This window comes from Bradyrhizobium sp. Ec3.3 (assembly GCF_000472925.1).
GTDB lineage: Bacteria > Pseudomonadota > Alphaproteobacteria > Rhizobiales > Xanthobacteraceae > Bradyrhizobium.
The window spans coordinates 57250-82960 of record NZ_AXAS01000034.1 but is presented as its reverse complement, the minus strand read 5'-3'; the positions used below and the strand labels follow the sequence as shown (position 1 = coordinate 82960).

Annotated in this window: 19 protein-coding genes and 2 pseudogenes; 7 read left to right on the top strand and 14 right to left on the bottom strand. The window is 59.0% G+C overall.

All coding sequences use genetic code 11. The features are described 5' to 3' along the window. Positions 1-890 precede the first annotated feature (890 nt). Positions 891-2114: a glycosyltransferase family 87 protein gene (locus YUU_RS0128550; protein WP_027525446.1), complete on the top strand. Its 1224-nt coding sequence runs from the start codon at positions 891-893 to the stop codon at positions 2112-2114. 138 nt (positions 2115-2252) lie between these two features. Here YUU_RS0128550 and YUU_RS0128545 read toward each other — a convergent pair whose 3' ends face one another. The 3 genes from YUU_RS0128545 to YUU_RS0128535 all read right to left on the bottom strand — a co-directional run bounded on the left by YUU_RS0128545 (position 2253) and on the right by YUU_RS0128535 (position 7227). Further along, positions 2253-3815, bottom strand: coding sequence for a hypothetical protein (locus tag YUU_RS0128545; protein ID WP_156944555.1), 1563 nt, complete (start codon positions 3813-3815; stop codon positions 2253-2255). Positions 3816-4206: 391 nt separating this feature from the next. Continuing rightward, positions 4207-5769, bottom strand: coding sequence for a hypothetical protein (locus tag YUU_RS0128540; protein ID WP_156944554.1), 1563 nt, complete (start codon positions 5767-5769; stop codon positions 4207-4209). Between the two features lie 6 nt (positions 5770-5775). Next, the gene (locus tag YUU_RS0128535; RefSeq protein ID WP_156944553.1) at positions 5776-7227 is read right to left on the bottom strand and encodes a hypothetical protein; all 1452 of its coding nucleotides are present in this window, start codon (positions 7225-7227) and stop codon (positions 5776-5778) included. A gap of 163 nt (positions 7228-7390) precedes the next feature. Here YUU_RS0128535 and YUU_RS62410 point away from each other — a divergent pair, with 163 nt between their 5' ends. Continuing rightward, complete coding sequence (locus tag YUU_RS62410) at positions 7391-7519, top strand: hypothetical protein (protein WP_256375310.1); 129 nt, start codon at positions 7391-7393, stop codon at positions 7517-7519. Between the two features lie 20 nt (positions 7520-7539). Here the strand turns inward: YUU_RS62410 and YUU_RS52015 are convergent, their stop codons facing one another. Further along, positions 7540-8832, bottom strand: coding sequence for a glycosyltransferase family 87 protein (locus YUU_RS52015; RefSeq protein WP_063621754.1), 1293 nt, complete (start codon positions 8830-8832; stop codon positions 7540-7542). A 170-nt stretch (positions 8833-9002) separates the two neighbouring features. Here YUU_RS52015 and YUU_RS52010 point away from each other — a divergent pair, with 170 nt between their 5' ends. Continuing rightward, entirely contained in the window at positions 9003-10451 is a 1449-nt protein-coding gene (locus tag YUU_RS52010; protein ID WP_051389925.1) for a UbiA family prenyltransferase, read from the top strand. A 248-nt stretch (positions 10452-10699) separates the two neighbouring features. Here YUU_RS52010 and YUU_RS0128515 read toward each other — a convergent pair whose 3' ends face one another. The 6 genes and pseudogenes from YUU_RS0128515 to YUU_RS0128490 form a co-directional block, all read right to left on the bottom strand. Continuing rightward, positions 10700-10861, bottom strand: a complete 162-nt coding sequence (locus YUU_RS0128515) for a hypothetical protein (protein WP_245288110.1) — start codon at positions 10859-10861, stop codon at positions 10700-10702. Positions 10862-11018: 157 nt separating this feature from the next. Then, positions 11019-11228, bottom strand: a pseudogene (locus YUU_RS0128510) (branched chain amino acid aminotransferase); the annotation flags it as partial. 62 nt (positions 11229-11290) lie between these two features. Continuing rightward, positions 11291-12583 carry an HlyD family type I secretion periplasmic adaptor subunit gene (locus tag YUU_RS52005; protein WP_035663565.1) on the bottom strand — a complete coding sequence of 431 codons (1293 nt, stop codon included), beginning with the start codon at positions 12581-12583 and terminating at the stop codon, positions 11291-11293. Between the two features lie 8 nt (positions 12584-12591). Then, the gene (locus YUU_RS52000) at positions 12592-14307 is read right to left on the bottom strand and encodes a type I secretion system permease/ATPase (protein ID WP_051389932.1); all 1716 of its coding nucleotides are present in this window, start codon (positions 14305-14307) and stop codon (positions 12592-12594) included. 41 nt (positions 14308-14348) lie between these two features. Beyond that, a complete protein-coding gene (locus YUU_RS55265; RefSeq protein WP_027525440.1) occupies positions 14349-16022 on the bottom strand; it encodes a hypothetical protein in 1674 nt (557 codons plus the stop codon). Positions 16023-16136: 114 nt separating this feature from the next. Beyond that, complete coding sequence (locus tag YUU_RS0128490; protein WP_027525439.1) at positions 16137-16445, bottom strand: helix-turn-helix domain-containing protein; 309 nt, start codon at positions 16443-16445, stop codon at positions 16137-16139. A gap of 1309 nt (positions 16446-17754) precedes the next feature. Here YUU_RS0128490 and YUU_RS51985 point away from each other — a divergent pair. Continuing rightward, entirely contained in the window at positions 17755-18660 is a 906-nt protein-coding gene (locus tag YUU_RS51985) for a response regulator transcription factor (protein WP_084801589.1), read from the top strand. A gap of 279 nt (positions 18661-18939) precedes the next feature. Here the strand turns inward: YUU_RS51985 and YUU_RS60385 are convergent. The 4 genes and pseudogenes from YUU_RS60385 to YUU_RS0128460 form a co-directional block, all read right to left on the bottom strand. Then, positions 18940-19045 (bottom strand): annotated as a pseudogene (locus YUU_RS60385) (transposase domain-containing protein); the annotation flags it as partial. 261 nt (positions 19046-19306) lie between these two features. After that, positions 19307-19522, bottom strand: a complete 216-nt coding sequence (locus tag YUU_RS0128470; protein ID WP_027525437.1) for a hypothetical protein — start codon at positions 19520-19522, stop codon at positions 19307-19309. Positions 19523-19631: 109 nt separating this feature from the next. Then, positions 19632-20519, bottom strand: a complete 888-nt coding sequence (locus YUU_RS0128465; protein ID WP_027525436.1) for a branched-chain amino acid aminotransferase — start codon at positions 20517-20519, stop codon at positions 19632-19634. A gap of 605 nt (positions 20520-21124) precedes the next feature. Further along, positions 21125-21766 (bottom strand): hypothetical protein, encoded by a 642-nt coding sequence (locus tag YUU_RS0128460; RefSeq protein WP_156944552.1) that lies wholly within the window; start codon positions 21764-21766, stop codon positions 21125-21127. Positions 21767-22860: 1094 nt separating this feature from the next. Between YUU_RS0128460 and YUU_RS0128445 the strand changes: the two genes are divergently transcribed. From YUU_RS0128445 to YUU_RS0128435, 3 genes are all read left to right on the top strand, one after another. Continuing rightward, entirely contained in the window at positions 22861-23670 is an 810-nt protein-coding gene (locus tag YUU_RS0128445; protein ID WP_027525432.1) for a YqaJ viral recombinase family protein, read from the top strand. A gap of 13 nt (positions 23671-23683) precedes the next feature. After that, entirely contained in the window at positions 23684-24937 is a 1254-nt protein-coding gene (locus tag YUU_RS51980; protein ID WP_063621752.1) for an ERF family protein, read from the top strand. A gap of 123 nt (positions 24938-25060) precedes the next feature. Beyond that, positions 25061-25591: a hypothetical protein gene (locus tag YUU_RS0128435; protein WP_035663558.1), complete on the top strand. Its 531-nt coding sequence runs from the start codon at positions 25061-25063 to the stop codon at positions 25589-25591. Positions 25592-25711: the final 120 nt, after the last annotated feature.

Sequence of the window (25711 nt, the reverse complement as noted above, 5' to 3'; positions counted from 1 at the left end):
CACCCGCCACAGACCCATCAGGCGCCGATCTCCCATTTTTAGGGTGAGTGATCTGACAGGCGGGCCAGGACGTCGGCAAACCAGGCTTGGGGATCAATTGAGCTTGGCGCTGGCTACCGCACGCCTCCCGCCCTCAACGCCGAAGTCCAATTACTTCTTTCTGCGGCGCCGGAGCTCGCGTTCGGCGGCGTTGCTTGACACACATCCAAGCGGCTGAGGCAGGAATTGATTGCCTTGGTCGTGTCGTTGTTCCTGGAGAGCCTGGCGCGCTGCTCGCGTAATCACGCCGCCAGCTCGACGATCAAGGGGCAGCTGCGCTCCTGGTGCACGCGCAAACGGTCCTGCGGTGCAAGACCGTTGATCTCGCGCTCGATCGCGAACAGACATCGATGCGCCTGACCGCCTCGACCGGCCGCGATCGGACTGACCCGCGAGATCGAAGAACGCGCGCCTGCCGTGGGCCCAGCATGCAGCTCAATGATCGGGCCTTCCTTGCGATTGGCCTTGCAATCGCATGGGCGTCGCCGGCATTAGCCCGGCACACTCCGCCAGATGCCGCTCCGTGCGCACCACCCAAGATCAGACGAGTAGAAGAACACGGCTGCCGCCGGCCGCCGTGCGGGTCCCGCTTGAAGCCTTCCTGCAGCAATGAGGCCAACGGGTTCATGCCGCGGCGCATGTCGGTGTGGCCGGTCCGTTTTGGTCGTGGTGTTGCACGCCGGAAGCGTGATGACGCACTGAACCAGATCAATGTCGGTCCACTTCAGTCGGGCGACCTCGGTCTCTCGAAACCCCGTGAACATGAGCAGCAACAAGAAGTCGCGCTTCCTATTGCTCGCGCTGGGTCACTCGCTTTAGGATGTGGGTTACCTTGTTTCCCGGTCAGCCTCATGCTCGCACAGACGCTGGATCAGATTCGCTCGTCGCCGTCGAAAAGCGCCGCTTACGAGCGACTCCTGCTCGCAGGCCTTGTCGCGCTCGTTCTCGCCAAGACATTCCGGCTTGCGTGCTTCAACGTCGGGAGCGGCCGCGATCTGACGGATTTCGACGTCTTCCACTTCGTCGCGCAACGCGTTTGGCATGGCGATCTCGATCTCGTTTACCGGTTCGAGACCCTTGCGAAAATCCAGGCCGAGGCGGGTGCGAGAACGTTCATGCCATGGACCTATCCGCCGCAGTTCGATCTTTTGCTGGCGCCGCTCGGCTTCCTGCCGGTGTGGCTTGCTTACGCGCTGTTCATCGCCTCGACGCTGGCGCTCTACCTGGTGACCATGCGCAGGATCGCGCGCGAGTACTTTGTGCCGACGCTGATAGTCATATTCCCGGCGCTGACGATCACAATCACGAGCGGGCAAAACGGCCTCTTGACAGGGTCGCTGATCGGCGCGGTCTGCCTCAACGCGGGCCGGCGACAATGGCTGGCGGGCCTCGCGCTCGGGGCCATGGTGATCAAGCCGCACCTCGCCGTTGCCGCCGGCGTCTATCTGTTGCTGACGCGCCGCTTCGTCGCGCTCACTATTGCCGTCACCGTGGTGCTGGTGAGCTCCGCTATCTGCACGCTTCTATTTGGAGCGCAGATCTGGACCGCGCTGCTTGGCGCGGTCAGGGAGTCGGCCATTCTTCTCGAGGGCGGCTTCTATCTGTTGTTCCGCATGGTCTCGAGCTATGCCGCCCTTCTGACGGCCGGCGTTCCCGCCGCCTGGGCGCTCGTGGGCCAGGCGCTTACTGCCGCCTTCGCGCTGTTCGCAGTCGCCCTCGCCGTGGCGCGCCAGCTCTCGCAAAACTGGACGATCGGCATTACGGCGATCGCCTCGGTCATGATCAGTCCCTATGCCCATGACTACGACCTGCCGATTCTCGGCATCGGCCTGGCGCTGCTGCTGCCCGATCTCGCCAAGCTGGCGAGCTGGCGGGAACGCAATGTCGCGTTCGGGCTGGTTCTGCTGGCCGGCGGCTATGGGATGTTGCAGTCGGTCCGCTTGGAGAACTTCGATCCTATCGAACATCCTGTCCCGGCCGTTGCCGGCTTCGCGCTGCTGGCGCTGCTCGGCCTGCTACTCCGCATACTGGCCCGCAAGCGGACGGTCGACGTTCCGGTAACAGATCACGCCTGACCCTCGTTCCCCGGGCGGCTAGTCAGGTCTCCCGCGTTTCGCTCCCGCGCATCAGCACTGCTGCCAACGGTGCCGGCGCCGGCTGATCTTCTCGCAGTTGCGAACAGGCGGCAGCAATCCTTCATCGTCCTTCGGATGTTACTGGGGGCGAAATTGCTTGACCGCGGACGTCCCGTCCGGGATTGATTTTGGGTCCGCATTCCCGCGATACACATGCACTACCGCAATGTCATCCGTGTAAACCCGCTCCCATCCCTCCATTCGATCGAACAAGGCGACAGCCGGGGTAGTCGGGCTCAGCAGAGTTGCCGTAATTCGATATTCGTCAAGCAATCGGATAAGATCGCTTACATCTTGTAGCCCAACTGCGCGTCGATACCGCGTGATGTATTCGGCTCCATATAATTCGGCACGAGAATCGATAAACGGCGGGATGCCCCTGTAGATTAAATAGCTCCCGAAAGGATAATCGTTAAAAATTCGACTGGATTTCGCCTCCTTGATTGTCTCCAGAGCAGCCGACGGAGACCGGGCCGGGCTGAAATCAATCATCTTGACGACAAAAACAGTGAGGCCAATCAACGCGACCGCAAACGCGATGGACCATCGCCGCGTCGATGCGGTCATTGAGAGATCGTTCGGCTGGGGGCTTCGCGAAAGGTGCTGCGCCAGTGGCCTGGCAACAAAAAACGGCGCGACCAATGCCATGACATCGATATAACGTAGATGGGCAAGGGTTTGGTAAATGACGGCAAGCAACAAAACAATTCGCAACGGGGACAGCTTGAATCCGCTATAGAGAACGTACGCCATCCCGGCCAACAGACAGATCTCAAAAGGATTATACACTCCAAAATCTTGCGGTTGCCACTCGCCGATGGCCGAGAGAACGGGACCAAGGCCAAAGAGCCGAAAGGTGACAAGGATTGACTCGGGGCCGTAAGGGGTAAGGCAGGCTGCCCCGAGCGCAAGCAGCCCAAAGCGAATCCATTGGAACGCCAACCTTGCTCGCGCGGATCTGTCAGCGGTCCAAAGCGCCTCGGCTGCGAACGGCAGAATCAGCGCCAACCCAAGCGTAAAGCTGCCGTGGAGGTTCGCCCACAGGCACATCAGCGCCAGATATAGGAGCGAGGGCGCACGCCGCTGCTCTGCGGCCTCGACGATGGCGTTGGCCCACAAGACCATCACTGGAAACGCGAGCACATGAGGACGGGCGTGCAAATGACTTGTCGTTACGATCATGGCGGATCCGACCAGGACCGACACGGCGATTGGCGGCAGTGTCCTAAGCAGCAATCGCGTAAGCAAAAAGAACGCCGTCGCGACTGCCAATGCCGCTAACACCACCGGCCCGGCCCACCCAGCCAGCCTGAATGCGGCCAGATAGAGCATCTCCGACAGCCACGCGCTCGTTATCCAATTTGTTCCGACCACAGTGAACGAAAACGGGTCGGCATGCGGGAAAGCGCGATGATCAATGATCCATTGACCGATCCCTAAGTGCAAATAGACGTCTGAATCGAGGAGCAACTTGTCGCCGTGGCGAAGTAGAGCCAGATACTCTAGTCCACCGAATATGAATGGCAGCCATAGAACGCCATGGACGGTCTTGCGGTGAACGAGGCCGGCCGAGATCGCTTGATGCGCGGGCAGTGACTTGTCTGTTCGAAACATGCTCCTTACGGCGCGGATATCGGTCACAGGTTCCTTGCTCCTGGCCAGCAACGATGGATTCGAAAACCCACCGCCATTCTAATGATTTGTTGGCAGGAATGTCCTTAAGAACTTAGATGAGATTCGCTTGATTCGCCGCTTTCCGTTTGAGAGCGTTGCACGCACCGCCCCATCAGTTCTGGCACCGCGTCCTTTTAGGATGCTCGGACAAGCCCAGCTTTTCTTGTCTAATCCACCTAGCGTCCTGCCGGTCTTAATTCTTAATGCGCCGGCACGTCGCAACCGTGCCATAGCTCGGTGTGACTGTCGCCTGGATCTCCGCAGCTTTCGAACGGTGGCTGCGCAGCAGATTCCTAAAGGCCGGGACAGCATCGACCATCCGCCGGGCGGAAAGGATGACTTGGCCAACCTCGGCCGCCTAGCAGATGCGCCGATAGTAAGTGAAAATGAGCGGGCGCGGCCCCTCCGGCCCCAGACGGGCCACTTCCTCTGCGTATGGGATCTCAGCGCTCTCAGGGATATAGCAATGTTGAAACTCCTGGCTCTCCCCCAATTCAACATCGGAGAGGAACCAGGGCGTCTTCACAGAGCTGCCCTGCGCAGGCCCGGCGATGATGTACGAAGGCGCACGGCGCAATACATAGGCTCCGTCGCCCCTTGCGTGTCCGGGCACCGTCTGCCACGGCGTGCGAATCGGAACGGGCGAGCGGTGTGCAATGGCACGATCATTAAGACCGAGCATGTCGATAAATCTCAAGTGAGGCGCATAAAAGGGAGTCGAGCCCGCGGTGTGAAGTGCGACCAGCGCGCCTGGCGGCCACGCATCGGAAATATATTTTCCGACCAAAGAACCCACGAAAGCCGCAGCGTCCATCCGCCGTTGCTGGAAGGTAATCGCTCCCATCAATCCAAAGACGATGGCTACGGTGGCAAAGCCGGTGCGCCATTTTCGATCAGTGCTGATAGAAAGGCTCGCGACCACCAGAAGTGATGCCGGGGCGACTAGCGGTACGAGCAAACGCGCACCAGGCATGTAATCACCGCCGGCCCAAACGACGTAGAGGAAATATCCAGATATCGTTGCCGAAATCGAACAAATAGCCGAGTTAATCTTTCTCGTGCATATCGCCCAGACGAGTCCGGCTATCGCAAGTGGGATCGCAGGAAGCAAGAACATAGCGACGGCGGCATATGCACCCGCAATCGGCAGACGCTGAAACAGCGGGAGAGCAACTTTGGCGTAGAATGTGTTCGGTAGCGGATCGCCGTAATAAGATACGCGCCATATGATATGAGGCAGAAGGATCGCGCTTGTTGCCGATCCGAACAGTCCTGCAGATCGGAGCCGGTACCATAGGCTTCCTGGCGCGAAACAGCAAAGACTTAAGAGCATCGTACCCCCGACAATCAACGCATCCGGGCGCGTAAGATAGGCCAGACCAATCACCAGTCCGGCGAAGAGGCTTCGAGCGGTCGGGTGGTCGTTCGCCTGGAATACCGGAAGAATTAGGGTGATCGCGATGGTGATAAACGCAGCCACCATAATCGTTTCGAGGCCGCCGAATATCCAGAGTGCGACAGGCGCCGAGCTCATCACGAGAAAGCCCCCGACGGCTACGGCAATCGGGTCATTCGGCGCAAGGCGCCTTGCGCCGCTAATGGTTGACAATATGAGGCCAACTGCCGCGACCGCATTGATTGAACGCACGGAATCGATAGGACCTGGTCCGAGTTTAACGAGAACGGAGGTCGCTAGAATTTGGAGAAAGTTAGTATAACCTTCGACCCGCTCGCCCAAATTCCACGTCAACTCTCCGGATTGAACGAGATGAACGACGTAGCGAAGGGAGATAAACGCATCGTCATGAAAGAATGCTCGCTGCCGATAGATCTGCCAAAGCAACAGCCCTACGGCACCACTCCAGATGAGTGTTGCCCAAATATGCCGGGGTGAAAGTCGGCGCGCGATATTGGCTTGCATCGATATCTAACTGCTCTCGGGCGGAGTCAGACGGTAGACACGATAGACATTTTCCGCAGGAATCCCGTCACCGGTCCCAGCATAGACTTCCTGCGCGCTCCAGCCGTGGGCGCGCAGGCCGGCGACGAGCCCGAACGAGACATCCCAATCCTGCAGCACCACTAAATAGCCGGGATGGAATTTTTCTGCGATCGCGGCAACCGCGTCGCCGCGCGACCGTCCGGCACTAGGAAATGTAGTTTGTTTGTGGATCTCGACCGCGTCTGGCGTCTTGAGGCCGACAAGATCAACTAGGGAGAACCGGCCTGCATAGCTAGGATATCCGGCGTCATGCACCATGATAGTTGGTTGTCCCGGCAACTCCGTGTTCATCCACCTGACGACGAGCTCCGAACTGCGATGAAACCCACGCAAGCCGTTTTCGAAAAGCGAAGCTTGAGCATATAACCCTAGTGGGGCGATCAATGTGGCCACTGCCGCATACATCAACGTCCGGCGGCGACGATGTGACGAGAGGCCGTCAGCCACGCCGAACAACAGGATCGGAACGAAGGGAAACAGGTATCGGCCTCCGTTATGGGCCAGACCACCCGGAAAACGCCAAATAAGTGCCGCAAGGAAAGCGACGACAAATCCGCCGAGGAGCAGGCGGAGTGACAGCGGACGAATGAAGAAGCAACAAACGAACAGCGGAAATGACACCGGCAGCGCGTGAGCAAACACCGCTAGCAGGAAATTTGACACCGTGAGGCCAGCGTGCTGTCCAGCGAAGAAGTAGGTCTTGGCCCCCATCGTTGACGGAATGACTGCGCCGGTGTCAATCCAATACCAGAGCAGAAACGGCGTAGCCGTTGCGACGCAAAGCAAGATGCTCGCCGCTTTGAAACAATTCGACAGCGGCTCGCACAACAAGAGCAGCATCGCACCACCCGCTAAGAAGGCGAGCTCGGGCCGCACGAACGTCATCAAACCACATAGCGCAGGCAACCATAGCGTTCGTTCGCGATCGGTCAGCAGCTTGATGGTCCACGCCACCGCCGCCATGGCAAGCCCCGTATCCATGCCGTTTAGAAGCTGAAAAACCGAGCCTGCTACAACAAGGCCGCCGAGCGAAATGAGGAATGCTTCAAACCCGGAGCAACCGACATTCACCGCAGCATCGAACAGTCCGAGCGCGTAGACCGCAGCAATGACCATTCCAAGCAGGAAAAGCGCCATTGCATCGCTATAGGATATCGCCTCAAACAGGAGCAGGAACGCCAGATGCACGCCGCTTGTTGCGCCTACCAGCGCTGGCACACCGGCGTAGGCGCTGTCAAAACCCTGTCGCAGAACCTGTGCGTTGTGCAGGTTGATATAGGCATCGTCGCCCGGAAAGGCTGCCCCGCCAATGAGGACAAGCGTCACACAAAAACAAAGGATGGCGATGACTGGCGCCAGAATTCTATAACTTCTCATCATAACTTCCACGAAATATCGTAGGATCTAATTTATTCGACGAAACAGATAAGAGCGTTCGAAGCAGCTCGAGCCAGCCGCGCGGAACGATAAGCTGACAACTCGTGTATGGTCGCATTCCGGAATATCTGAAGCGAGCCGTTGTGACTAAGGGGTAATGGAGATGAAGCTCATCCTATCGGGTGAGCTGATCCTCATCAGTTTTGATTACCTCGGCCGCGCTGCGGCCCGACAGGCGCAGGTGGCTTCCTTCTCTAAGAGAGAGCGCGCCGGCGGCTGCTATTCCACGTAGCGCCGGCCGGTGGACAGCATTCATCTTGCTACCAGGGAATCTGCCAAATCCTCTTCAGTGCTCACAGTTTGAACTGCCGCCTGCTGACGCTCAAGGCGGAACTCGCCTGCGCCTCGCAGCAAAACTCGAACTATGAGCCAGAGAAGAACGAGAAGCGGCAAACCGCTGAACGAGGGGACGGAGTGCTCCATCGCGCCTGTTCCATCCTGCACGCACGCGCGCAAGATCTGGAGCCAGCTGTAAGATCCTGCCAGGAGCGTCATGCAGTAAATAGCGGCGCGCTCGCGCGTGCTTGCGAGACGAGTGAGATCGGGCAGCAAAAGGGCCATGCCTACGCCAAGGATCGTCAGGTCGTAGTCATAGGCGTATGGGCTGATCAATACCGAGGCGACGGCTGCCAGGCCCAGGCACCAGTGCGCCGGTAGTTGGCGGTAGATCGCGCCGGCGACGACTGAGAGGACGAATACGGCCACGACGACTTGGCTCAGAAATGCCAGCGAGGCGGAAAAGCCGGCCGTTCGCAGCAATGCATAGACGGAAATCATGCGAAACAGAGGGTAGGATCCACGCTCGAGATAAGTAGCGGAATCGTGCACGCTCCCTAGAAACGCGCTCCAGATCTGGGGCCCCAGCAACAACGTGCAGAGAATCGAACTCGAAAGGATTACCGCCGCTGCCGTAACGACGGTGATCCAGCGGCGTGCGAGTAGCGCATAAACCGCGAAGGCAATCGCAAGGTGCGGCTTGATGATCATCGCGCCAAGACTTAGCCCGGCTGCAAGCTGCCGCCGTTCGATGGTAAGGCACGCAAGGCCGATAAGGCCCCCGGTCAGAAAGCCATTCTGGCCGCACATAAGGTTGATCAGCAAGGCAGGCGAAAGCAGAATCACCACCAGCGCGAAATAACTCTTCGCAACCGCCCTTAGCGTCAGCAGATAAAACCCGAGTGTGGCCGCGGTAAAAAGGAAGTATGCAGTTCCGACCGGCACGAGCGCTAAGGGTGCGACCAGCAGATCGAACTGCGGTGGATAGGTCCACGGCAGGAAACTGAACTTGCCACCGGATGCATCCATCTGCATCTGTACCATTCGGTCAAAACGGTAGGCCTGGGCGAGGTCCCCGAGCCAAACCCTTTGCGCGACGATGTAAAACGCGTCAAAATCGAGAACACCCCTATCTTGCCAGGCTCCCCAACGGGAGAACCAGCCGGTCATGAAGACAAGGATGACCGCCAGGCCCTCGAGGATGTAGCGCGCGTACCTCGTCGGATTCGATGTTGAAGATCGGACTAACTCCAATGTTCTGGCTAACATCGACCACAGCACCTTAGAAAATTAACGTTGTTTCAATAAGATACAGGACACGATTGCGGACGAAGGACCCGGATTTCTTAAACGATAGATTTCATGAAGCGGATCATGTGGGGTCCATTCACGCGCATTCAGAAAACTAGCAGTTTCGCCGTGCTGCGGGGTAAAAAACGATGGGTCCGAGGCTGAACCCTCCTTCAGAGTTAAGGCTGAAGACGCCCCTAGTGGTGGATCTCGACGGCGTCCTTATTCGATCGAATCTCTTTGTCGAAGCAATCTTTGCCCATTTTGGCCGAGGAACGGCCGAACCAGGCAAGTTCATGAAGGCGCTCTTGCGCGGCAAGGCAGCTCTCAAATCCCACATCGTCAGCACAACCCCGCTCGACGTCTCGCACCTTCCATTTGACGAGCCGGTGCTGAGCTTCGTCCGCGAAGCGGCTGCGTCAGGCACGCCGGTCTATCTGATATCAGAGAACGGCAAGGCTTATGCCCGTGCCGTGGCCGACCATCTGGGTCTGTTCGCCGGAATATTTGCTTGCAGCGCATCAGAATATCCTTCGCAGCCGACCAAGGCGCAGGTTCTTACTGATGCGTTCGGGCGCGGCGGCTTCGATTATATCGGCCACGGGGCTGCAGATTATCCGATCTGGGAGGCTGCCCGGCAGCGCCTGGCCGTCCGTCCCTCTGCTGCCGTTCGAGCCAAACTTGCGGAACTCGGCGGCGCAGCGATTTTGTCGAAATCCACCGGTGGGGAGGTCCGTTCCTGGATCAAGCTCCTCCGAATGCATCAGTGGGCCAAGAACGCGCTTGTCTTCGTGCCGCTGGTCACGGCTCAGAAATTCGCGCTTGCCTCGATGATCGCCGCGCTCACGGCTTTTGTCGCTTTCTCGCTCGCGGCTTCTGCCATTTACATCCTAAACGATCTGGTAGACCTCGATGCCGACCGGAAGCATCCGACCAAGAAGGCACGTCCGCTCGCGGCAGGAACCGTCCCAATGGCAGCTGCGCTGTACATGGCCGTGCTATTGCTGCTTGCCGCAATCGGGCTTGCTATTCCCCTGCCGGGCGAATTTGGCGCCGTTCTGGCCTTCTATCTTTTGCTGACGACGGCCTATTCGTTTTGGTTGAAGCGCAAGTTGTTGATCGACGTCATTGCACTGGCGCTGCTCTATACGAGCCGCGTGGTCGGCGGCGCAGCAGCAGTGACGGTCCCACTGTCCGAATGGCTGCTCGGGTTTTCCATACTCATCTTCACGGCGCTTGCTCTGATCAAGCGGTATGTTGAGTTGGCCACTCGGCTTGATGGCGAGCTGCCAGATCCGACCAACCGCGATTACCGCAAGTCGGATCTCAGTGTTATCGCCGCAGTAGCGGCTGGGGCAGCGTTCAATGCGGTCACTGTATTTGCGCTTTACATTTCTTCGGACACCGTTCACCGGCTGTATCGCCGTCCGGATGTCTTGTGGCTGATCTGCCCGATCTTGATGTACTGGCTAAGTAGGATCCTGATCTTGGCTCATCGGCGCGCGATGGATGACGATCCCATCATCTTCGCCCTCAAGGACCGCAACAGCCTCGCCGCGTTAGGCTCGATCGCCGCAATCCTACTTTTTGCGATGTAGGCGACAAAGATCGAAGCATCGTGTCATCCGCTTGCGGGCGCTTGCTCGGCAATATGCCGAAAATCGTGAGACGCAGTCCGCACGAGGAAAAAAGGTTCAGCTTTGGCAGAATCGAACGCTTACCGGCGAGAGTTGCTATCCTCCGGTTCGGCCTTACCGTGACATAGACATAGTTAAGTCCACGCCCTAGACAGTGAGCAGCGCCGAGATGACCGATCGCCGGCCTTCACATCGAACACGGACAGCAGCTAGTACACGCACTGACGGACGTAATAGCCGTTCACCCGTATCCACTGGCAGGGGCTGGGTGGCGGCTCCTTGATGATGAGGTAGCCGTGATAGTCGATGTTGGTTGGCGCGGTCAGGCCGCGCCAAAACACCGCATACGCGTTGGACGGACTCAGAGTCATCGCTGCTGAGAAACAGGCCAGGGCGGCACAGAGCAGAAGGAGTGTTCGCATCGTCATCTTCCGGTTATGGAGCTGCTTGCGGTAGCGCGCTCATCCTGATCGGTCCCAGGGAGGCTCGCAAGTCCTATCTCGCCATCAAATGGCCTGCGGGGAGCTCTTACGCCGCAAGCTTCACCTCGTGTGCGAAATCCCAATAGAGCTTGCGTGCACGCGCATAAAAGCGCCCGGGCAAGAGTTGCCGGCCGTCGATCCGGATTACGGGTGCGACCTTGGCGAAATTGCCGGTCGAGAAGATCTCGTCCGCAGTGACGAAATCGGAATAGCGTAGCGTTGCCTCTATCACTGTGATGCCGTCACCGCGCAAGACCGGCGTCCTGCCACACGGCGTCCACAGGCGAAGCCTCTGCGCGTTCATGGCGCTTGCTCCGATCACTTCTCCCGCATGACGCCTCGCAGACGGTCTTTGAGCGGGCGGACCAAGTAATCAAGAACCGTTCGCTCGCCGGTGGGGAAAATCACATCCGCGGGCATTCCAGCTGACAACCGATCCTTTACGAACGAGGGTATGTCATCCACGACAACCTGAGCAAGGAAGTACGGTTGCTTGGTCTGTTCGTCGATGAGGCGATCGCGGGAGATACTCTCGACCTGCCCCACAATGATCGGAAGGATACGCGTTTGAAATGAGGTGAACCTGACTTCCGCGGGCATACCAGGCTGGAGATTTTCCGTATCCTGTGGTTGCACGTGCGCCTGCACAATGAGCGCGTCGTGCTCGGGGACCACGTCAACCATGGGCTCACCCGGTTTGACGACTCCGCCAGAGGTAAAGACCCGCAGATTTTGTGCAACGCCTGTGCTGGGAGACACGATGTCCACGCGAGACAGGACGTCCTGCGCGACTCTGACTTTCTCACGAAGATCATTGATCTTCTGTCGCGTTTCGAGCATCGAGCTAGCAACATCCTCCTGGAACTTTTGGCGAAGTTGCCGGATCTGCAGACGCGCTTCTTCGATGCCGTTGCGGGCCTTTGATTCATCCGCAGTTGAGCGCCCAAGCAAGCCTTCCAGGCGGCTCCTTTCGCGCTCGAGCGCCATCAATCGACTTTTCTGGGTTAGCTGATTTTCAAACAAGTGACGGACGTCAACCAATTCTTCATTTACATACTTGAGCTGATTGGCCGTTCCGCTTCGCTCCTGCCTTAGGCCCTCGATCTCCGATCGATATTGATCGATCCTGGCGTCAAGTATTTGGACCTGACCCTTGAGAGAGCCGCACCTCTCGCGAGATTGAGCCACTTGGTCGGCAATTGCCCGCTTGACGTTTGGATCGTCGGCGCGATCAAGCAGCTCCTGGGGAAATGCTATTTCGTCCTGGCCATCCCGTTCGGCGATCAAACGCGCTTCCTGGGCGATCGCTGAATCCAGCTGGTTGCGCTGCAGCTCATATCCAGCCTTTGCCTGCGTAAGGTCCAGTTGGAATAAGACCTGCCCGGCTTGGACGTGTTGTCCCTCGCGAATGCGGATTTCGCGAACGATACCACCCTCCAGATGCTGGACGGTCTTGCGGTTGGTTTGCGCGGACACAACTCCGGTGGCGGTGATCGCACTGTCCAGCCGAGCAAAGGCAGACCATCCACCTAGAACGAGAAAAGTGCCGACGATGACGACGTAGCCGGCTATGGCTGGGACTCTCCAGTCCGGAACGAGGTTCTTCTGCATCGTCGCACCTATCGGACGGCTGTTGCAGCACCGGCGACCGCCGCGATTTTCGGACCGCCCATCAATCGAGAAAGCACCTCAACGCGACCGCCGAACGCCGACACCCGTCCGGCTGCAAGCACGAGCACTTTATCCACCGCCGCAAGCATCGCGGTCTTGTGCGATATAACGACAACGGTCGAGCGCGCTCGCTTCAGCGCCTCGATCGCCTCCATCAACGCAGCTTCGCCTTCCGAGTCCAGACTCGCATTTGGTTCATCGAGTATCACGATCGGTGGCTTTCCATAGAGCGCGCGAGCCAAGCCTATACGCTGCCGCTGCCCACCCGACAGGACAAGTCCACCTTCGCCTACCTGGGTATTGTAACCATCGGGCAAGCCTTGCACCAACTCGTGAACTCCAGCCATTTCGGCCGCAGCAAACAGCTTCTCCTCGTCATGCTCGCCGAACCGGGAAATGTTTTCTGCAAGCGTACCGGAAAACAACTCAATGTCTTGCGGAAGATATCCGATATAGGGGCCAAGCTGATCGCGATTCCAATGAGCCAACTCAGATCCGTCAATTCTGACTTTCCCAACGGCGGGTCGCCACACCCCAACCAACGCTCGTGCCAAGCTGGACTTACCTGCTGCGCTCGGACCTATAATTCCCAAGATCTCACCAGGCTGCAGGGCGAAGGAGAGTTCCCGGATAACGGGCTCCTTTCCGCCGGGGGGGATGACGAGAATATTCTCGACTGAGATCAGGCCTTGGGGCGGACGAAGCGCGATTTTTTCGCCTTCCTCGGGGAGCATTTTCACGAGATTGCTTATCCGCTCGTATGCAGCGCGAGCTGCCAGGAATGTCTTCCATTGTCCGACGGCTATTTCGACCGGGGCAAGTGCGCGCCCCATGATGATCGAGGCTGCAACCATTGCGCCTGCCGAAGTCTCCTGGTTGACCGTCAAATACGCACCAACTCCGAGTATCGCAATCTGAAGAAACGCACGAACGAACTTGCTGAATGCTACAAGAAAACCGGCCCGATCACTGGCGCCCGCCTGCAATTGCAGGCCTTCACTATGTCGATCGGACCAACGGTCCCGCAAGCCCTTGAGCATGCCCATGGCATAAAGCACGTCAGCGTTCCGGAACGTAGCTGCTGCGTACGAATGGGCCTGGACCGAATTGCGAGAGGCGTCCTTCAATTGATTACGCGTCAATAGCTCGTTGGCCAACGCTAACGCAAAAATGAGCAATGCCCCCACGCCGGCCACATAACCGAACCAGGGATGCATAATGAAACATCCAGCGACAAACACAGGAACCCAGGGCGCGTCGCAGAACGCGATGAGGCCTGTGCCAGTCAGGAACTCGCGAATAGTATCGAGGTCTCGTAAAGCCTGCGCCTGGTTTGCACCCGGCTGAACAATCGTGCCGCGCAGGACCGTATCAAACAACGGGCGCTTTGCCTTGTCGGCGAACAGAAGGCCAAGCCTGACAAGGACGGACGATCGGATTTTCTCCAGAGCCGCATACACGATCAGGAGAAAGCCCGCGATCATGGTCAGCGCAACCAGCGTGCCGATGTTTCGACTGCCCAGAACCCGATCGTACACCTGGAGCATGTAGAGGGGGCCCACAAACGCCAGCAGATTTATGAAGAAGCTAAAAACAATGGCCGTTGCGAAGCCAGGGCGAATAGCCTTGGACGCGTCGGCCAAAAAAGATGGACGTTTCGACATGGCGGGCAACTCATAACAACGACTGATAGGCTTGGTCGATTTCACGCCAGAGCAGTTGAGGCGTGGTGCACATCAATTCCGACGATGCTGACCGTCGAGCCATCCGATACGTCGAGATCGTGTGTGTTGGCGCTCATATCATTTGCGGCGTAGTTCACCTGAGCGGTTGGGTTGCCGGTCGCCGCGACCTGGCTCACCTGGGCGTTCGGGTCGCAGGTCGCCGCGACCTGGTTCACCTGAGCAGTCGGGTCGACGGTCGCCGTGACCTGGCTCACCTGAGCGGTCGGGTCGACGCTCGCCGCGACCTGGTTCACCTGAGCGGTCGGGTCGACGGTCGCTATGAGCTGGTTCAGCTGAGCAGCCGGGTCGACGCTCGCCGCGACCTGGTTCACCTGAGCGGTCGGGTCGGCGGTCGCCGCGAGCTGGTTCAGCTGAGCAGTCGGGTCAACGGTCGCCGCGAGCTGGTCCACCTGAGCGGTTGGATCGACGGTCGCTATGAGCTGGTTCACGTGCGCGGTTGGGTCGACGGTCGCTGTGGGCTGATTCACCTGAGCGGACGGGCCGACGGTCGACGTGACTTCGGGCTGTAGATCCGACACCGGCGTCTGGGTCGCGTCAGCCAGACTTGTCACGTTAGGGATCAAAGGAGTGGTGGTGGTCGTATCCGCATGCGCAGCCGCTGTGGTCGGCGCCGTCGAAACATGCTCAGGAGCAGGATGGTCCGGCGTCAGATTTGACGGGGCGGAGGAACTGACAGGATCGTGGGTGACGGTTCGTTCAGCCTGTTCCCCGGCGGCAATCGGGAAGCCGTCAAGCTGCTGCGGGTGAAAATCCGCCAGCTTCAAATCGAAATCATGCTCGGCACGGACTACGTCATGCGCCGAACAGGCAGCCACACTATCGTGATGAGATGACTCGGGAAGGGGACCAAACGGCTTGGCCACCAAGCCAGCAATCGCCGGCTCATTGAAATGGTGAACGGCGTCCTGCCCGTCAAGATGGAGCGCCGCCGCAGCCAAGACGGACCGATCATCCGTGCCGTGAAACGCCTGAAAATTTTGCAGCAAGCTGTCGTCGGCGACAGCCTGTCCAATATGTGGACAGTGCTCACCGTGGGCGGGCTGTGCATGATCGAGTGACACGAGATCATCAGACGGCTTGCTAAGCGAACCGCCTATCGCCAGGCTATCCCAAACTGAGGCGATTACGATTGCGGAATATGTCGCCGCAAGATCGTGACGATCGAGAAACCACCCGAAGGACTTCTCCGGCCGGCTGCCGTCGTCGGCAGTCGCATTCAGTTCACTGCTCTTGACGTAGCCCGTGACCACCAGGGCGGCCAACAGTGTGGCGGGATGCAGAAAAACGGTCGATCGCGACGGATGCTGCTTCGGTAAAACGTACGGATGGGAATCCAGCAACTCCCGCACCAACCTCTCGAAGTTTCGGCCGCGAAGTACTGCTTCGGTGAAATTCGAAGCGACAACGTATTCGCCGTCGATGCGGGCAAAGTGAACGATTACCTCTTCGTTGTCTTGCCGGAAGAAAACAAACCAGGGCTCGCCCTCGTCGGTGAGCCCACGATCTGTTGAAATCCCAACTCCGGATTTTGTCAGGGCATCTTCCACCCTGTAGAATTCCGCCAGCTCCGGCTGGCTCCAATCGCCTCGCTCGTAAGCCCGAAAAAAGGTAAGAACCTGATTACTTTGCAACATGAAAGTACTCAGCCCAATGGTGAACTCGCTACGTAACACAACCGCTCATCATCGATGCGGCCAAGCTCCCCCAGGGTCGGAAAGTACAATCGAAAGTGTTGATGCCCCTAGGGCCTACCTCTTGTCGCTCTTTCCGAACAATATCGAATGGGTGACCGGATCATAGCACCTTAGTAGATTTCTGACGAAAACCTTCGGCTCTACGCCCAAAACCTCGGCCCACACTAAATATCGGTCGGGGGGTATCCGGCCGCGCCCTGACTCCAATTGAGAGATGAAGGTGTAATAATTCCCGCCCACCTTCTCAGCCATCTGGCGCTGCGACAACCCCCGCCTTTCCCTCAGCTCTTTGAGCCAGAGGCCCGCCTCTTTACGCAACTCAACAACCTCTGGCGATGAAATTTGCTGATGGCTTGAATACATCACTCCACCAATGAAATTGCCCCAAATCACTGGCCGGCGGGGCGTGAAAAAATTGGCAACCGTGTATAGTGTTTTTGCTACCAATTGTAAATATCCATGCCGCCAGGAATTTGTCTCCGTGAGAATACGGACGTGACCCAAATACGGACGAGGGGCGGAAATCTACCCCGCACATTCAATACAAGGAAAAACACCAAGCGCCTCGATCAAGATCGGCGGTGGCAAAACCCGGCCCAAGGCGCAAGCCGGGCGTCCCAAGAAGGCCAACGGCTCAAGATGCGAGATCGTGCGCCGCAACTACCCGGACCGTGACCATCCGAAGCTGCTCGAGCACATCGTCGACCAGCCCGCAAACGCAGCAGCAACGGCAGTTCGTAAGTCGCACGTCGGCGGTGGCGGATGACCTTCTAGCCCAACGAATCGATACCCGGATTTGTGAGCAAGACGGAGGAGCCGCAACGCTGTCGCGCGGCTTCCACTCTCATTCGCCATTGTCGCGTCGAAGTCTGCGCACCACGGCCAACAGCGGCGTCGGAAAGTACGAGCCTGATCGCACCGGTTTCCGAGTTGAAATATAGACTACCCCCTATTTTTTTTGTGATCGAGGGCGAAAGGGCACCGCAGATTCCGCTTGCGTCGATGGCTAAGCAGTATTAACTTTACTGTACACCAGACAGCCCGGGGTATTGCGTACCGGTCTCAGTGTCGGTCCCCGCTCCGGCTACTCCGGAGCGGGGTCTGCCTTCAAGGATGGAGGGAAAGAATGGAACGGTTGTACCTGGGCATCACTGTTACCAGCACGTTCACGCTGGTCACGATGGCGTTGATTCTAGTGTTCATGCGATAAGGCCGTCTCAAGTTGCTGGCATCTCGTCTTTATCCCTCAGGCGGCATGAGTATTGCTCACATCAAGGCAAACAGGATGACGCGAGCAACCAGCACGATGGCGCCTTCCTCAATCTGTTTTGCGAGGAGCTTGTCTGCGAGTAGTTGTAGCCAAAAGTTTTTCTGCTGAGGCTTTGCTTCGAAGCGTCCACGAAATGGCCGAACGTTACTGAACTTGACGATCTTCGTAGGCGGGTGCGGGAGGCCGAAGAGAGAGCGCGTGCTAGACGGTGGCACACATCATCCAATCCAGCTACCTCGAAGATGTGACTGGCTGGAATTATCATCAGCCTTGGCGGCGTTCTACCTTAGACGACAGCATTGAACGAAATGACTTCACCTCCGAGCCCATTTTTTTTCGTGCAGACTCGCTATTTTGAATCGCCCGTTGAAGTGTCAGTCTTCGTCAGGTTGGGAGAGTGATATGAGGCGTCAATCTTTTGCAACGGTTCTTATTGGGAAGAATATTTTAGTCAGAGAAGGTATTGCCCAAATCCTGCGTGCGGGACGTTTCCGGATCCTGGCTTCGGTATCAAGCGTGGATGAATTGCCGAGCATGCTTCAATCGCCCCAGCCGCTGTTTCTCATTGTCCAAGCCGGAGATCATTTCGATCTCGCGGCAGAACACATCGGGCTGGTGAGGGATCAGCATCCGGGTGGACGCATAGCGATAGTGGCCAATCGCGATCGGCCCGCCGAACTGGCTTTGGCATTTCGGGCGGGCGCCAACGGTTATTTCGTGAACGTCAACTGCTGCGATGCGTTCATCAAATCGATCGAACTAGTGGCGATGGGTGGGACAGTCTTCCCGCCGGCATTTCTATCGTTCGCTCTCGATACCAAAACTGACCACGGAAGCAAAGCAGCGATCCACGATGAAAACGAGGGGGCGATCTGCGTCACCACGGACGACACGGTCGCGCCGCAGCTCTCGCCGCGGGAGAAATCAATTCTGCGCTGCCTGATCGAAGGCGATTCCAACAAAACCATAGCCCGAAAGATCGATATCGCCGAGGCCACGGTGAAGGTCCACGTCAAGGCGATCTTGCGCAAGATCCGGGTCCAGAACCGGACACAAGCGGCAATTTGGGCAATGAACCATGGGGCGCTGGCACGTGCAGAACTGAGCGATGCGCCGCCCTCAGACCGCGACATCGACCGACGAACGCCGGAGGTCATCGACGTCATCTCCAATGTCAAGCAAATTGAGGCGCCGGGCTCACGTGAATTGATCAACGGCCAGGGTAATCACGTTGGCGCACCTCGCATCGCCAGCTTCGAGGTTGACGTTCGAAGGTCAGAAGCACTGTTCCGCAAAAACCTCAGTTGAAAGACGTAACGGGCGGGGACGGTGCACCAACTGAGCCGTGCCGCCGACTTTGTCTGGCGATGGCGGCACGCGTTCATTGGGCAGGCACACCGATTTGGTGGGCCCGTCACTCTGCGCCTCCGACGCGTCGTGCTGCCACACAGGACCCAGCGCGGACTCGCCACCAGGCGGGTCCGCGTGCTGGCGGCGATACCCTCGACAAATTGATCCACTGTTTGCAGTTAAGTTGCCCGTCGCCATAACGCTGCTGACCCGGAGTAAGCGTTTAGCTGAAGCCGTTCAGGTTTTGAAGTTCCAGGGCATGAGCGCGTCGATCTGAGATCGGCCAGCCCTGAGCGACGATCCGTTCGAGAGTCTGTGTCAGCCAAGCGTGCGGATCGACGTCAGGAGCGATCATTCCCGGCACCTGCGCCTTGCGGCCAGGGCCCTGGGGTCGGAAGTGCAGGACGCATCCGTGTGGTCTCGGGCGTGACCTTTGTGCCGAGCGAATTGCGTGGGTGCGTGTTGGAGACGACAATGCTTTTCAGGAGGCCCCCATGCCGACGCTTACGTCCGGAGTACCCTTTTTTGCACACCGACGTCAGCGCCAAAGGCGATCGTGCCGCCCCATAGGGGGACGATAGGTTCGATGCGGGAGCGGATCGCATTAGTACACGCACTGTCGGACGTAATAGCCGCCGCTCACCCGTATCCACTGACATGAGCTCGGTGGAGGCTCCTTGATGATGAAGAATCCATGATAGTCGATATCGGTTGGCGCGGTCAGGCCGCGCCAGAACACCGCATTCGCGTTGGATGAGCTCAGAGTCATCGCTGCCGAGAAGCAGACCAGGGCGGCACAGAGCGGAATGAGTGTTCGCATCATCATTTTCCGGTTTGGAATGCCTGCAGTCGCGCGCTCATCCTGATCGGTCCGCGAGCGGCTCGCAAGCCCCATCGCACTGCACCATCAAAGGACCAGCGGAAAGCCCTCACGCCGCAAGCTTCACCCCGTGTGCGAAATCCCAATACAGCTTTCTTGCACGCGCATAAAAGCGCCCGGGCGAGAGTTGCCGGTCGTCGATCCGGATCACGGGCGCGACCTTGGCGAAATTGCCGGTCGAGAAGATCTCGTCCGCAGTAACGAAATCGGCATAGCGTAACGTCGCCTCTATCACCGTGATACCGTCGCCGCGCAAAAGCTCGATGACGCGCTGCCGCGTGATTCCGTTCAGGAAGGTGCCATTCGGCGCCGGCGTATAGACAACGCCTGCTTTCGCCATGAACACGTTGGAATTGCCGAATTCCGCAACGTTACCGAGCATGTCCAGCATCAGGCAATTCTGGAAGCCGCGCGAGGCAGCCTCCCTGAGCGCACGGGAGCTGTTCGGGTAAAGGCAGGAGGCCTTGACGTCGGCCGGCGCGCATTCGGCGGTCGGTCTGCGGAACGGCGACAGCGTAATCGCGCTGCCGACAGGCGCCGGGATCGGCGATTCGTAGATGCAAAGGCACCAGTCCGTCGTTTCCGGATCGAACAGCACACCGCCGCCGATGCCGTTCTGCGGCCAGTACATCGGGCGGATGTAGAGTTCGGCATTGGCCGGGAAACGGGCGATACCTTGACGCGCCAGTCCGAGCCACGTGCCGAGATCGACGATCGGCTTGAGCCCGAAATTGAGTGCGGATTGATTGACGCGGGCGCAATGACGATCGAGGTCGGGCATGACGCCTTCGAAGGCGCGCGCGCCATCGAACACTGTCGAGGCGAGCCAGAGCCCATGGGTGCGTGGCCCCATGATCGGCAAATTGCCCTCGTGCCACTCGCCTCGGAAGAATGTCCATGTCCTCGAATGGCTGACGGGCTTGGTGTTGGGAACCATGACGAACCTCCATTCTGGGACGACTGAGTTTATGGTCCGTAGATCACCAACTCGGAATCCGACAGATCGGCAAGGTCGCGGCGCGGAAACACCTTCGGCGCGGGTTCCGACAGCGCCTGATCCCACGCCGCACAGGTTCGCGCCTCGTAGCGGTTGAGCTTGCGCCATTGCGGCAGGACCCCGCGCGGGGCCTCGACCCCGGAGTGGCTGCATCACCAGCCCCGCGCTTTCAATTAGAGCTTCGTTGATCTCATTGACAAAAATTGGGTTCGTTCTGCACATTTTAAACTTTCTGCGAGGCGTCCGCTGCGCTGCTCCAGGATCGAGCGTCGCACCAGCCTGTCCCGCTTCACCTGCAGGCATATCGCTCAACCCGCTTGAGGCTCTGGACAACCGCAAGAGCGGACTCCCTCGGAATCAACCAGCCCTCGCCGCCGATAGCGAGCCAAGCAGGTCGTTGGCGATCGAACAGCAGCAAAAACCCAGCTCGCGTTTCCGAGGAACTGGGTTTGGTTTGCAGTTGGCCTGCTTCGACCTGGCGGGGGCAGTGTTCGCCGCTCGGAATAAATGAGCGAGTGACGCCTGCGATCCCAAGGCGCAAGGTGTCAGCGCGTTCGCTTTTTCTCGCGGCTGACCCGCCCTTCCCTTCGCCGTTTTCGACTTGCAGGACCGGACTTGTCGGGGTTCGGTAAAGGACAAGCTTCCATGAAGCTCCTGACTGCCCGATCAAACCGTGCCACCGCGCGCCGCTGATATCGACCCAAATCCGTCAGGACCGGGAGGGCCCGGAAAACAGCCTCAGTGGTCCGGCGCGGTTCGTCGGCGGGCAGTCTACGATAGTGTTTCAGCGACTTAGACACCCTCACGCCGGGCCGATGAGTTAATACCGTATGATCATCGAAATCTTCGATTTTCGCAAATAGGTGGGGCGGCGGCTTGTCGACACAGCCTTGTGCGTAGACCCGTTTGATCATCTCGATCTTCGCTTGCGCCAGCCGCTCGAGCATAAGCTTAGATTGGGCTAGCGCGATCGCGCGCTCCGCGATCAATGGGTCGTTCGTGGCGCCGCTGAGGGCGTTGGCCAGCTCACGGATCCGCTTCCCCTCCCCGCTGTTGCACGGCATGGCCGAGCTGAGCCCGTGCCGAAATGCGTTGCGGCTCGCCCGTTTTTTACCACCGGCCGTCTTCGGACCAGAGCTCCTTTTCGCGTTTCGTCGGTTTGCGGCAATTTGTCGGTCGCTCGCCATTGCATCAATCCTCCTGCATGGACGACAGGCGGTAAGTTGCGCCATCTCTCAACATCATTTCCGACGCACGCCTGCACCTCGCCGCAAGCTCCTGACGATGGTCGATTTGCCGCAACGCGCGCTCGCGTAGAACCAGAAGCTCGCCGGCGGTCAAATCAAGCCGCGTAATCGCTACCGCCGCCCCCATCGATATTCTCCGGTTTAAGCTGCAACATCGATTCTGAAACTCACTGATTGAGGAAGCCCAAATGTGAGTCAAATCCGCGGGCCGTTGGTATACCCGGCGGCCGATCACTCCTCCGCTCCGAAAAGCGAACCTTCGCTCATCCACCATTCTCACCGATGAACTCGACGGCCGCCGTTTTCAATGCGTCCCGACCGTTGAGCCGGCTTCAATGCGGGAGCACGCACGGAATCATCTGCCGATCGTGCCGGCCGATAGATTTGAAAGTCGGCATCCGTTGTCACCAATGTGCGATCGTTTACGACCTCGGTCATCCGAACGAGGCAAGCATCTGCGAAACTCATGGCACCTGCGAATATTTCTCTAGCAGCTTGAGCCCGGTGTCCGGATGATCGGCAAACCGGTAACTGCAAATAAGAACGCCGCGACGGACCAATAATACGACAGCTAAAATTCCGCGTCCGCCGAGGAGGTGAAAGGTCTCAGATAAGGCAGCCTCGGATGTCATCCACGGAGGCAGGAAACGCGATGATTGTTTCGCGGCCCAGGCGTCGGCCGGCTGTGCACTTCAGCGCCGTCTACCTCGATAGCTTCTTGCTTGGCTTGCGAAATCGCACACCGCCTCCTCCGCCGTTTTCGTCAATGAACTCGACGCCGGCTGATTCCAATGCACGGCGGATCGCCTGATCGTTAGCCGCGGTCAAGGAAGTCTCACCGTCACTGACTTCCGCGCGACGAATGGTATTAGCGCCGAGCGTGGAAGCCTGTGCCAGTTCGGCGGCGCTCCACCGGACCAGCGCTCTACCAGCCCTAATTTGAGCTCCAGACAGCTTACCGACCATGTTGACTTTTAACCTAAATGGGTTAAAATAACCCATGTGGAGCTGATTCGCGTGTTGGAGGATGTTGGATGAATTCGGCTATTGGGACAAAGCGTTTTGTGGATCGGCGCGCCTTCGTCGGCGGCTCCGATGCCCGCATTATCATGGGCGACAATGCGCCGGCGCTGCTCCGGCTCTGGCAGGAGAAGCGGGGCGAAGTTGAGCCGGAAGATCTGTCGGGCGATCTGCTGGTCCAGCTCGGAAATGCCACCGAACAGCTGAACCGGTACTGGTACGAGAAGAACACCGGGCAAGCCGTTGGCCATGTTCAGCGCCGGGTCATGCATCCGGTGCACCGCTGGATGGCGGCAACGCTCGATGGACGGATCGAGGCGACCGGCGCGGTGTTTGAGGCCAAGTTCATGCTGCCCTGGAATTTCTCCGAAGAGGCGGCCGCCGAGAAGCATATGGCGCAGCTGCAGCACAATATGTGGGTGACGGCGTCGCGGACGGCCGTGCTGTCGATTATCACGGGCGGCGGCAAGTGGGTGGAGATGACCATTCGGGCCGATCCGCTGTACCAGCATCTGCTGCTCACGGCGGAGAAGAAGTTCTGGCGCTGTGTGGAGAGCGGCGAGCCGCCACATCTGTTCGGAATCGAGCCGCCGAGGCCGCGACCAGAGGCGGTCCGGGTGGTCGACATGAGCAGCTCGAACGCCTGGGCCGCTTTTGCGGCGATCTACCGGCGCACCCGTGACGCCGCCGGGGAGCACGAGCGCGCCAAGATCGAGCTCAAGGCGCTCGTGCCCGAAGACGCCAAAGAGGCCTCTGCGCACGGCCTGCGGGCCAAGCGCTCGAAATCCGGCGCGATCAGCTTTGAGCTGTTAGCCGGACCATAGGCGCTCTCTTGCTTTGACAGGCATCGACATGCAGCGATCGAGCGAAAGCATCAGTCAAATTGCCGGCGCCCTTGCGAAGGCGCAGGCCGCGCTGGAAAACCCGGAAAAGGCTCTCACCGCAACAATCGCCTCGCCTTTCCCGCGGGAGCAGCCGCGGACATTCCGCTATGCCTCGCTGGCGAGCGGTCTTGAGATCGTCCGGAAATGCCTGACCAAGCACGAGATCGCCACCGTCCAGGCGACTTCGATCGAGCCGGAGACCGGGCTGATCAAGCTGACCACCACTCTCCTTCACACCTCGGGGGAATGGATCGCGTCCGACTGGCCGGTGTGCCCGGTCGCCGAGACCGCCGCCCCCCATCGCATGGGCGCGGCCCTCACCTACGCCCGCCGCTACGCCCTGTTCACCCTGGTCGGCATTGCCGGGGAGGATGATCTGGACGCACCCGATCTGGTGGTGTCGGCCAGTCCCTTGCAAGCCGCAAATGGCCCGCCTGCGGACCGATCAACCCCTCCCGGGTCCGCCTCGCCGTCGCCAGCGCTGGCGGGCAACCGGACTGCGCCGACCTTCGCGAGCCGCGTGCGCGAACGGCGGCACAAAGCGGTCGAGCTCACGCCTGAAGACTCAGCGCGCCTGCGTGACCAACTGGCCGGTGAAGTTGAGCAGTTCAGGGATGCCAATTCGCTGACAGCCTGGGCGTACCGGGCGCTTCCTCTCAAGAACCCACTCTCAATCTCGGACGCGCAGGCCGTCGAGTCAGCCTTTGAAGCCAAGCTCAGGCTGCTTGAGCAACCGCAGACCGTCTCCGCGGCGAGAGATCAGAGCTCGCCCGGTACTGAATGCGAGCCGATACGGGCGGAATCCAGCAGCGACACGGTCGTCGTGCGCAGCAAGCCAGTCCGTCAGCGCAATCGCCCCCATCTCAAATTTGTCACCACACAGCCCTGCCTGATCTGCGGTCGTACGCCCTCCGACGCTCATCACGTCAAGTTCGCCGAGCAGCGCGCGGTGGGCCGCAAGGTCAGCGACCGATTTACCGTTCCGGTTTGCCGGCTCCACCACCGCGAACTTCATCGGCGCGGCAATGAACGGGCCTGGTGGCAAGGCTACGGCATCGCGCCGTTGGATGTCGCTGCCGCACTTTGGGAGAAAACGCATGCCCTTGAGACCGCCGGCCCAGACGAGTTCGACGGGAGTGCGAACGGCGCCCGATTCAACGCGGCTGCGACGCGCGGCGGTCAAAATAACGAAACGAACCCAGTTTAGGGCCGAAGACGAATGACCTCCTTTCGACAGCTCGAATCCAACCGTCGCAATGCGCGTCTCAGCACCGGTCCGGTGACGGCGGACGGCAGGAAGCGGTCACGGCAGAATGCGGTCCGCCATGGGTTGACCGCCGAAACCGTGATCGATGCGCTGGAAGACGCGGAAGATTACGCCGCGTTCGAGATGACCATCACCGCGGACTTTGATGCGCAATCGTCGGTCGAGCGCGAGCTCGTGCTCCGATTGGCAAGCCTGCTCTGGCGCCTCCGTCGAGCGACCGCCATTGAGAGCGGGCTGTTCGAGATCCAGGCCCGGCAGTTGCTCCAGTTTCGGCAACGCCGGCAAGCACAGAAAAAACCTCAGGAAACAGTCGAGGCGCTGTGCCGTAGTGCCATCTCGCTTGAGGCTGCGGCGCAGTTTCCGGAGCACAACAACGCTGATGTTGAGGGATCGGCCTCCATGACGGTGTCGGAGGGCGATACTGATGGAGTCACCTGCGCTTTCCTGCGCCTGTCGAACCTGCCCAGCTACCCGCTCGATCGGTTGAGCCGGTATGAAGCGACACTTTGGCGGCAAGCCTGTCAGATCTTGTTTTCGCTGCAATTTCTGGAGCGCCGCAGGCCTTGGGAGCGAATGAGACCTCACATAAGGTGATCGTACCGGATGATGCTAAATTAGGAACGGCTGACGTCGGTTTCGGGTCTTGGCCGCGTGAAAACGTTTCGTTGCGGGGTGGCGCCGCTTGGAACAGCCCCGTGGGGTCCGGATTGGCGC

Coding starts and splice junctions, on each gene's coding strand:
- YUU_RS0128470 (WP_027525437.1), bottom strand. CDS start 19,522: ATGCGAACACTCATTCCGCTCTGTGCCGCCCTGGTCTGCTTCTCGGCA.
- YUU_RS0128445 (WP_027525432.1), top strand. CDS start 22,861: ATGAATTCGGCTATTGGGACAAAGCGTTTTGTGGATCGGCGCGCCTTC.
- YUU_RS0128465 (WP_027525436.1), bottom strand. CDS start 20,519: ATGGTTCCCAACACCAAGCCCGTCAGCCATTCGAGGACATGGACATTC.
- YUU_RS0128490 (WP_027525439.1), bottom strand. CDS start 16,445: ATGTATTCAAGCCATCAGCAAATTTCATCGCCAGAGGTTGTTGAGTTG.
- YUU_RS52015 (WP_063621754.1), bottom strand. CDS start 8,832: ATGTTAGCCAGAACATTGGAGTTAGTCCGATCTTCAACATCGAATCCG.
- YUU_RS0128515 (WP_245288110.1), bottom strand. CDS start 10,861: ATGACTCTGAGTCCGTCCAACGCGTATGCGGTGTTTTGGCGCGGCCTG.
- YUU_RS0128535 (WP_156944553.1), bottom strand. CDS start 7,227: ATGAGAAGTTATAGAATTCTGGCGCCAGTCATCGCCATCCTTTGTTTT.
- YUU_RS62410 (WP_256375310.1), top strand. CDS start 7,391: ATGAAGCTCATCCTATCGGGTGAGCTGATCCTCATCAGTTTTGATTAC.
- YUU_RS0128540 (WP_156944554.1), bottom strand. CDS start 5,769: ATGCAAGCCAATATCGCGCGCCGACTTTCACCCCGGCATATTTGGGCA.
- YUU_RS0128460 (WP_156944552.1), bottom strand. CDS start 21,766: ATGGCGAGCGACCGACAAATTGCCGCAAACCGACGAAACGCGAAAAGG.
- YUU_RS52000 (WP_051389932.1), bottom strand. CDS start 14,307: ATGTCGAAACGTCCATCTTTTTTGGCCGACGCGTCCAAGGCTATTCGC.
- YUU_RS55265 (WP_027525440.1), bottom strand. CDS start 16,022: ATGTTGCAAAGTAATCAGGTTCTTACCTTTTTTCGGGCTTACGAGCGA.
- YUU_RS0128550 (WP_027525446.1), top strand. CDS start 891: ATGCTCGCACAGACGCTGGATCAGATTCGCTCGTCGCCGTCGAAAAGC.
- YUU_RS52010 (WP_051389925.1), top strand. CDS start 9,003: ATGGGTCCGAGGCTGAACCCTCCTTCAGAGTTAAGGCTGAAGACGCCC.
- YUU_RS52005 (WP_035663565.1), bottom strand. CDS start 12,583: ATGCAGAAGAACCTCGTTCCGGACTGGAGAGTCCCAGCCATAGCCGGC.
- YUU_RS51985 (WP_084801589.1), top strand. CDS start 17,755: ATGAGGCGTCAATCTTTTGCAACGGTTCTTATTGGGAAGAATATTTTA.